At 68.4% G+C, this 6,102-nt stretch carries 5 protein-coding genes; 1 reads left to right on the top strand and 4 read right to left on the bottom strand.

The features are described from left to right. Positions 1–102 precede the first annotated feature (102 nt). From AB0N89_RS33625 to AB0N89_RS33610, 4 genes are all read right to left on the bottom strand, one after another. The gene (locus AB0N89_RS33625) at positions 103–3,093 is read right to left on the bottom strand and encodes a ribonucleoside-diphosphate reductase subunit alpha (protein ID WP_364213202.1); all 2,991 of its coding nucleotides are present in this window, start codon (positions 3,091–3,093) and stop codon (positions 103–105) included. 222 nt (positions 3,094–3,315) lie between these two features. Beyond that, a complete protein-coding gene (locus tag AB0N89_RS33620; RefSeq protein WP_364213199.1) occupies positions 3,316–3,924 on the bottom strand; it encodes an acetoacetate decarboxylase family protein in 609 nt (202 codons plus the stop codon). Continuing rightward, a complete protein-coding gene (locus tag AB0N89_RS33615) occupies positions 3,921–4,760 on the bottom strand; it encodes an enoyl-CoA hydratase-related protein (RefSeq protein ID WP_364213196.1) in 840 nt (279 codons plus the stop codon). Before AB0N89_RS33615 ends, AB0N89_RS33620 begins: the two co-directional genes overlap by 4 nt. 41 nt (positions 4,761–4,801) lie before the next feature. Beyond that, positions 4,802–5,182: a MerR family transcriptional regulator gene (locus tag AB0N89_RS33610; protein ID WP_364213194.1), complete on the bottom strand. Its 381-nt coding sequence runs from the start codon at positions 5,180–5,182 to the stop codon at positions 4,802–4,804. A 50-nt stretch (positions 5,183–5,232) separates the two neighbouring features. Here AB0N89_RS33610 and AB0N89_RS33605 point away from each other — a divergent pair, with 50 nt between their 5' ends. Then, positions 5,233–6,087, top strand: coding sequence for an NAD(P)-binding domain-containing protein (locus AB0N89_RS33605; protein ID WP_364213191.1), 855 nt, complete (start codon positions 5,233–5,235; stop codon positions 6,085–6,087). Positions 6,088–6,102: the final 15 nt, after the last annotated feature.

Below are 6,102 nucleotides of genomic sequence, written 5' to 3'. Positions count from 1 at the left end.
CCCGCTCTTCCTCTCGTGCGTGTCTTCCTTCTGGGGGGGGTGGGGTGGTTGGGTGGGGGCTCTTCCAGCCAGTAACCCGAATCGCCACTCACGACCGGGAGGTCACTGGCAGGCTTCGCAGTCGGGGTCGTCGATCCGGCAGGCGGCGCCGTCGGTGGCGACGAAGTCGACGTCCGAGACCTGCGGCATCTCCTTCGGCTCCGGCTTGGCGGCCGGGGCGGTCACCGGCACGGCCGGGACGGCGGCGGCCGGCGACGGCGAGACCGCGGCGGTGGCCGACGGCGCGGGCGAAGCGGCGGGCGCGGGGGCCTTCGGTGCGGCAGGTGCGGCCGGGGCCGGGGTGGCCGAGACCGCGTTCAGCTTGCCGTCGGTGCCGCGCAGGGTGCTCTTCTCCACGTGCGTCGCGGACCGCGCCCGCAGGTAGTACGTGGTCTTGAGGCCCTTGTGCCAGGCGTAGCGGTACAGCTCGTCGAGCTTGCGGCCGCTGGGCGCCGCGATGTACAGGTTCAGCGACTGGGCCTGGTCGATCCACTTCTGCCGACGCGAACCGGCGTCCACCAGCCACTTGGACTCGATCTCGAACGCGGTGGCGTACAGCGCCTTCAGGTCGTCCGGCACGCGGTCGATCTGGCCGAGGCTGCCGTCGAAGTACTTCAGGTCCGAGACCATGACCTCGTCCCACAGCCCGCGCTGCTTGAGCGAGCGGACCAGGTGCGGGTTCACCACGGTGAAGTCACCGGACATGTTGGACTTGACGAACAGGTTCTGGAACAGCGGCTCGATCGACTGCCCGACGCCCACGATGTTGGAGATCGTCGCGGTCGGCGCGATCGCCATCACGTTGGAGTTGCGCATGCCGACGGTCTTGACCCGCTCGCGCAGCGGCGCCCAGTCCAAAGTGGACGAGGTGTCGACGTCGAGCGCGTCGCCCTGGCGGGCGTCGATCAGCAGCTGCATCGAGTCGATCGGCAGGATTCCCTTGCTCCACAAGGAACCCTCGAACGTCTGGTACTGGCCGCGCTCCTCGGCGAGGTCGGTCGAGGCCGAGATCGCGTAGTAGCTGATGTGCTCCATGCTGAGGTCCGCGAACTGGACGGCCGCTTCCGAGGACAGCGGGACACCGATCTCGAACAGCGCGTCCTGGAAGCCCATCAGGCCCAGCCCGATCGGGCGGTGGCGCAGGTTGGAGCGGCGCGCTTCCGGGATGGTGTAGAAGTTGATGTCGATCACGTTGTCGAGCATGCGGACAGCGGTGCGCACGGTCTTCTCGAGGCGCTTCGCGTCGATGCCCTCGGGGGTGACGTGCTTGAGCAGGTTCACCGAGCCGAGGTTGCAGACCGCGACCTCGTCGGTGGTGGTGTTCAGGGTGATCTCGGTGCACAGGTTGGACGAGTGCACGACACCCACGTGCTGCTGCGGCGAACGCAGGTTGCACGGGTCCTTGAAGGTGATCCACGGGTGGCCGGTCTCGAACAGCATGGTCAGCATGCGGCGCCACAGGTCGATCGCGCGGACCTTGCGGAACACCTTCAGCTCACCGCGTTCGGCGGCGGCCTCGTACTCGCGGTAGCGCTCGGCGAACGCGGTGCCGTAGAGGTCGTGCAGGTCCGGGGTCTCGTTCGGCGAGAACAGCGTCCACTGCGCGTCGGCCTCGACGCGGCGGAGGAACTCGTCCGGCACCCAGTTCGCGGTGTTCATGTCGTGCGTACGACGACGGTCGTCACCGGTGTTCTTGCGCAGGTCGAGGAATTCCTCGATGTCCACGTGCCAGGTCTCGAGGTACGCGCAGGCCGCGCCCTTGCGCTTGCCGCCCTGGTTCACCGCGACCGCGGTGTCGTTGGCGATCTTGAGGAACGGCACGACACCCTGCGACTGGCCGTTGGTGCCCTTGATGTGCGCGCCGAGGCCGCGGACCGGGGTCCAGTCGTTGCCGAGACCGCCCGAGTACTTCGCCAGCAGCGCGTTGTTCTTGTACGCCTGGAAGATCGAGTCCAGGTCGTCGTCCACAGTGGTCAGGAAGCAGGACGACAGCTGCGGGCGCGTGGTGCCCGAGTTGAACAGCGTCGGGGTGGACGCCATGAAGTGGAACGACGAGAGCAGCTCGTAGAACTCGATCGCGCGGGCTTCGCGGTCGTCCTCGCGGATCGCCAGGCCCATCGCGACGCGCATGAAGAACGCCTGCGGCAGCTCGAAGCGGACACCGTTGTGGTGCTGGAAGTACCGGTCGTACAGGGTCTGCAGGCCGAGGAAGCCGAAGTCGAGGTCACGCTCGGCGTGGATGGCCGCGGTGATCTTGTCCAGGTCGAAGGTCTGCAGCTCGGGGTTGACCAGCTCCAGCTCGATGGCGCGCTTGAGGTAGTCCCGGAAGTACTGCGGGTACCGGGTGGTCATCTCGTCCTGGCTGGCCTGCTGCGGGGCACCCGCGAGGTAGCTGAGCGCCTCGCCGCGGAGCTTGTCCGCCAGCAGCCGGGCGCTGACGTAGGAGTAGTTCGGCTCCTGCTCGACGAGCACGCGCGCGGCCATGATCTGGGCGAGGGCGAGTTCGTCGGCGCTGATGCCGTCGTAGAGGTTGCGCTTGGCCTCGGCCAGCACCGGCTCGGCCGAGACGTCCTCGAGACCGGTGACGGCCTCGCCGACCACGTGCGAGACGCGGGCCCAGTCGAGCGGGCGGAGCGAGCCGTCGGCGGCCTTGACGCTGATCGCGACGTCGGACGACGCGGGCTTCTCGGACTCACGGGCCTTCGCGCGCTCGTCGCGGTAAAGGACGTACGCGCGGGCGACCTTGTGGTGCTCGCCGCGCATCAGCGCGAGCTCGACGATGTCCTGGATCTGCTCGATGTGCAGCGCGGTCTCGGGACCGGCGTGGCGGAGCAGGGAGGCTTCGATCTGCTCGGTCAGTTCCTGGACCAGGTGGTGGATCCGCGACGAGGCGGCCGCGTCACCTCCTTCGACGGCGAGGAAGGCCTTGGTCACGGCGACCGAGATCTTGTTCGCGTCGAAGGGGGACACGCTGCCGTCCCGCCGGATGACCCGCACGGTCGCAGGCGTGGTGTCCGAAGACGAGGGTGGCCGCTGACCGGTATCGACTGACATGCGTCACTCCAAAAGGGCGCGTTGAAGCACCACAAGGCCTCACAAGGCCGTGCGCTGCACGTTCACAAAGCTGTCCGACCACCGCTCCCGAGCGGTCTCCCCGTCGCTGGGCGGTGCCGGTTCCCAGAGACTACATGTAGGGGTCGGAGGCTGCACGTGCCCCAATGGGTGGCGTGTCGTGGCCTCACCCTGGCGGGTTAGACGATCACGCTGAGCGGCTGGTCAGCCGCCGAAAACGATCGTGAAATCGCGCAGGCAGGCACTCAGGACGGGCCGCTGACCGGCCAGGAAGCCCAACGGTCCGTGCTCGTTGATCCGCCAGTCCGCGGCCGCCGGACGCGGTCGCGCCTTCGCCCGGACGGGGCTTCTTTTGAGACGTCCGTCCAACATCTGGACGACGTCGAAGGCGGCAGGCATCCGGATCGGAAGGCTCGGGCGGGCGGTGAAGGCGGCCGTCGCTATCCAGTCCTCGTGGGTGGCCGCCGAGGCGGTGAACGTCCGCCCGTGGGTGAAGCCGAGCGCGGCGAGGTCCTTGGGGATGCCCCACAGCGCGCGGCCGCCGGCGAGCGAGACCTCGCTGTCGACCCAGATGTCCGTGATCGAGCTGGAGAGGCGTTCGCCGCGGACGGCGACCGTCGCCAGCAGCTCGTGGTACTGAAGCTGGCCTGGTTCCTGGTAGTCGATCCACGCGGTGAACACCTGCGCGCGCCCGGCCGCCACGATCGGTTCGACACCTTCGGGCAGCGCGGGCAGTTCGCTCACCGGGACACGCCAGATCGACAGGTACGCCTGACCCGCCAGGTTCCACGGCTCCGGGGGATAGGCGGTCACGCGTTCCGCCACGGCAGGTAGGCGGGCTGGTCGGTGTCGACGCGCATGGAGAACTCCGGTGGTCGTTTCTGCAGGAAGGACATGACCCCTTCGACGGCGTCCGGGCTGGAGCCCAGGCCGCCGATCAGCCGCGAGTCCAGTTCGTGCACGGGGAACGGCGATTCGGCGCTCGCCATCCGGTACAGCAGCTGACGGGTCACCGCGACCGAGACCGGTGACGTGGTCGTGGCGATCTCCTGTGCCAGTTCACGGGCCTTGCCGAGCACTTCGCCGGGCTCGTGGACACTGTGGACCAGACCGGCGCTTTTCGCCTCCTCGGCGCCGAAGACGCGGCCGCTGATCATCCAGTCGAGTGCCGTGCCCATCCCGACGAGCCGGGGGAGGAACCACGCGGACGCGCCTTCGGGGTAGATGCCGCGGCGGACGAACACGAAGCCGAACCGGGAGTCGGTGGACGCCAGGCGGTAGTCGCACGACAGCGTGATCGTGACGCCGCCGCCGACGGCCGCGCCCCGCAGGGCGGCGATCACCGGCTTGTTCATCGTGAAGATCCGTTTCGAGCAGCGTCCCGCCGGCTCCTGCCACGCCGCGTCCGGTCCGGCCTCCGGATCGAAGTCGAAACCGCCCTGCGAGAGGTCGGCGCCCACCGAGAAGTCCTTGCCGTTGCCGGTCAGGATCACCACCCGGACGTCTTCGTCGCGGTCGGCCCGGTCCATCGCGTCGCCGAGTTCGTCGGCCATCCGGATGGTGTAGCCGTTGCGGGCCTCGGGCCGGTTGAGCGTGACCGTCGCTATGCGGTCGGCGACCTCGTAGGTGATTTCGGCGTACGCGCTCATGACGTGAAAGTAAGGCTATGTTGACAAGGTGTCAATAAGGCTCAGGCGAAGAGCTCGTAGGTCTTCTTGCCGGTCTGTTCGGCCGCTTCGATGTACCCGGCGAGCGCGGTGCGGGATCGCATGATCCTGTCCAGCTGTTCGTCGAGCTTGCCGAGTCGTTCGCGCATCGCGGCCAGCAGTTCGGGACAGCCGATCAGTTCGGGCTCCTCGCCGATCGCGCAGGGGAGCAGGTACGCGATGTCCTCGGACGACAGGCCCGCGGCGAGCAGATGCCGGATCTGTTTCACCCGCAGGATCGCGGTCTCGTCGTACTCGCGGTAGCCGTTCGTGGCGCGTTCCGCTTCCAGGAGCCCTTGCGCTTCGTAGTAGCGCAGCTGATGGGTGTTGACACCCGTGCGGCGGCTCAGTTCCCCGATTTTCATCGCGTTCCCCACTTGACCTTCATACCGGTCTCAACGTCGACGATGCTGCCATGAACAGCGAAACCACCGCACCCGTGACAGTTCTCGGCCTCGGGCTGATGGGGACCGCGCTCGCCCGCGCGCTCCTCGCGGCCGGGCATCCCACGACCGTGTGGAACCGGACGGCCGCCAAAGCTTCCTCCTTGGTGGCCGAGGGGGCGCGGCTCGCGCCCACGATCGGTGACGCGCTGGCGGTGGGCGGTGCGACGGTCGTGTGCCTCACCGACTACTCCGCCGTCCGCGCCCTGCTCGACGATGCCGCGCTGGCGGGCGTGACACTCGTCAACCTGACCTCGGGCGACTCCGCTCAAGCGCGGGAAACCGCCGCCTGGGCCGGAAAACAGGGCGCCCGCTATCTGGACGGCGCGATCATGGCCATCCCGTCGTCGATCGGGACCGCCGAGGCGACCATCCTGCTGAGCGGGCCACGGCCGGACTTCGACCTCGGCGCGCTCGGCACGATCAGCCATCTCGGCGAAGACCACGGGCTCGCGTCCCTGTACGACGTCGCGGGTCTGACGATGATGTGGAGCGTGCTCAACGCGTGGCTCCAGGGCACGGCGATGCTCAAGACGGCCGGTGTCGACGCCGCGACGTACGCGCCGTTCGCGCAGCAGATCGCCGCCGGGGTGGCGAGCTGGCTGCCCGGATACGCGGAGCAGGTCGACAAGGGTTCCTTCCCCGCGGAGGTGTCGGCGTTGGAGACCGACGTCCGGGCGATGGCGCACATGGTCGAGGAGAGCGAGGCGCTGGGCGTGAACGCCGAACTGCCGAAGCTGATCAAGGCGATGGCCGACCGTGCGATCGCGGCGGGGCACGGAGGGGAGCAGTACCCGGTGCTGATCCGGGAGTTCGAGCGGCCCTGATGGCGTGACTCGCGT

It is taken from the genome of Amycolatopsis sp. NPDC089917 (assembly GCF_040684635.1).
GTDB lineage: Bacteria > Actinomycetota > Actinomycetes > Mycobacteriales > Pseudonocardiaceae > Amycolatopsis.
Note: the sequence above shows the minus strand (reverse complement) of the source record. Positions and strands in the feature narration are given on the sequence as shown.

What these genes read in the sequence shown, in the direction of transcription:
- AB0N89_RS33625 (WP_364213202.1), bottom strand. Translation starts at nt 3,093, where the DNA reads ATGTCAGTCGATACCGGTCAGCGGCCACCCTCGTCTTCGGACACCACG.
- AB0N89_RS33615 (WP_364213196.1), bottom strand. Translation starts at nt 4,760, where the DNA reads ATGAGCGCGTACGCCGAAATCACCTACGAGGTCGCCGACCGCATAGCG.
- AB0N89_RS33610 (WP_364213194.1), bottom strand. Translation starts at nt 5,182, where the DNA reads ATGAAAATCGGGGAACTGAGCCGCCGCACGGGTGTCAACACCCATCAG.
- AB0N89_RS33605 (WP_364213191.1), top strand. Translation starts at nt 5,233, where the DNA reads ATGAACAGCGAAACCACCGCACCCGTGACAGTTCTCGGCCTCGGGCTG.